At 61.5% G+C, this 1914-nt stretch carries 1 protein-coding gene; it reads left to right on the forward strand.

Annotated elements, in window-relative coordinates:
• Positions 1-7 precede the first annotated feature (7 nt).
• Entirely contained in the window at positions 8-1879 is a 1872-nt protein-coding gene (gene thiC / locus ACXRVY_RS26535; RefSeq protein WP_458238677.1) for a phosphomethylpyrimidine synthase ThiC, read from the forward strand.
• Positions 1880-1914 lie beyond the last annotated feature (35 nt).

Here is a 1914-nt window from a genome sequence, read left to right on the forward strand (position 1 = left end):
ATCAAAAATCGCAACCACTCTGAGTGACTCGGCCAAGGTCGATCAGCAATCGGTTAAGCCGTTTACCCGCTCGCAAAAAATTTATGTCCAGGGCAGTCGTCCCGACATCCTCGTGCCGATGCGCGAAATCAGCCTGGACGTGACCCCGACCGACTTCGGCGGCGAAATCAACGCGCCGGTAGTGGTGTACGACACCTCGGGCCCCTACACCGACCCCAATGTCATCATCGATGTGCGCAAAGGCCTGGCTGACGTGCGTTCGCCGTGGATCGAATCCCGTGGCGATACCGAGCGCCTGAGCGGCCTGAGCTCCAACTTCGGCCAGGAGCGCCTTGCCGATCCGGAGCTGGCCAAGCTGCGCTTCGCCCACGTCAACAACCCGCGCCGCGCCAAACCGGGTGCCAACGTCAGCCAGATGCACTACGCGCGCAAAGGCATCATCACCGCCGAGATGGAATACGTCGCCATCCGCGAAAACATGAAGCTGGAAGAGGCCCGCGCCGCCGGCCTGCTGGACCAGCAACACGCGGGCCACAGCTTCGGCGCCAGCGTACCGAAAATCATCACCCCCGAATTCGTCCGTGACGAGATCGCCCGCGGCCGTGCGATCATTCCGGCCAACATCAACCACACCGAACTGGAACCGATGATCATCGGCCGTAACTTCCTGGTGAAGATCAACGGCAACATCGGCAACAGCGCCCTGGGTTCGTCCATCGAAGAAGAAGTGGCGAAATTGACCTGGGGTATTCGCTGGGGCGCGGACAACATCATGGACCTGTCCACCGGCAAGCACATCCACGAAACCCGCGAGTGGATCATCCGCAACTCGCCGGTGCCGATCGGTACCGTGCCGATCTACCAGGCCCTGGAAAAAGTMGGCGGCGTGGCCGAAGACCTGACCTGGGAGCTGTTCCGCGACACGCTGATCGAACAGGCCGAGCAGGGCGTCRATTACTTCACCATCCACGCTGGCGTGCTGTTGCGCTACGTGCCGATGACCGCCAAGCGCGTGACCGGCATTGTCTCCCGGGGTGGTTCGATCATGGCCAAGTGGTGCCTGGCGCACCACAAAGAGAACTTCCTCTACACCCATTTCGAAGACATCTGCGAAATCATGAAGGCCTACGACGTCAGCTTCTCGCTGGGCGATGGCCTGCGTCCCGGCTCGATTGCCGACGCCAACGACGAAGCGCAGTTCGGCGAACTGGAAACCCTCGGCGAGCTGACCAAGATTGCCTGGAAGCACGACGTGCAGACCATGATCGAAGGCCCTGGCCATGTGCCGATGCAGTTGATCAAAGAGAACATGGACAAGCAGCTGGAGTGCTGCGACGAGGCACCGTTCTACACCCTCGGCCCGCTGACCACGGACATCGCGCCGGGCTACGACCACATCACCTCCGGCATCGGTGCGGCGATGATCGGCTGGTTCGGTTGCGCCATGCTTTGCTACGTGACGCCGAAGGAACACCTGGGCTTGCCGAACAAGGACGACGTGAAGACCGGGATCATCACCTACAAGATCGCCGCGCACGCCGCCGATCTGGCGAAGGGGCACCCGGGCGCGCAGATCCGCGACAATGCCTTGAGCAAGGCGCGTTTCGAATTCCGCTGGGAAGACCAGTTCAACCTGGGCCTCGATCCGGACACCGCCCGTTCGTATCACGATGAAACCCTGCCGAAGGATTCGGCCAAGGTCGCGCACTTCTGCTCGATGTGCGGGCCGAAATTCTGCTCGATGAAGATCACCCAGGAAGTCCGCGAGTATGCGGCCAACCAACGGATCGAAGCGGTCGACGTGGACGTCGCCCAGGGCATGGCCGAACAGGCCGAGCGGTTCAAGCAGGAAGGCAGTCAGCTTTATCAGAAAGTTTGATCTGACCTGACGTCGGCGGTGCTTGCACCGCCGCC

Source organism: Pseudomonas sp. P5_A2_2 (assembly GCF_054177685.1).